This is a genomic window from Sulfitobacter dubius (genome assembly GCF_027214245.1).
Classification (GTDB): domain Bacteria; phylum Pseudomonadota; class Alphaproteobacteria; order Rhodobacterales; family Rhodobacteraceae; genus Sulfitobacter; species Sulfitobacter dubius_A.
In genome coordinates this window covers 1-264 of the sequence record NZ_JAPWHM010000045.1, presented here as the reverse complement: position 1 = coordinate 264, position 264 = coordinate 1, and the positions used below count along the sequence as shown (strand labels likewise).

Genomic DNA, 264 nt, shown 5'->3' with positions numbered 1-264 from the left:
GTTATAAATATCTTGAGTTTGAATGAGGCGTTAGATAAAAAAGATTATTCACAGTGCCAATAGTCAAGGAATCGCTATGCAGATTGGTGTACCAAAAGAAATACTCGCGGGCGAAACGCGGGTCGCTGCTTCTCCTTCATCGGTTCAGCAGCTTGTTAAACTGGGATTTGAGGTTTCAATCGAATCTCATGCCGGTGATTTAGCCAGTTTCGATAACGCATCTTACGAACAGGCTGGAGCCAAAATCGTTTCAAAGGATGAAGT

General features: G+C 42.8%; 1 pseudogene. It reads left to right on the top strand.

What is annotated here, in order from left to right:
• Positions 1–76: 76 nt before the first annotated feature.
• Positions 77–264 (top strand): annotated as a pseudogene (locus O4H31_RS19540) (NAD(P)(+) transhydrogenase (Re/Si-specific) subunit alpha); the annotation flags it as partial.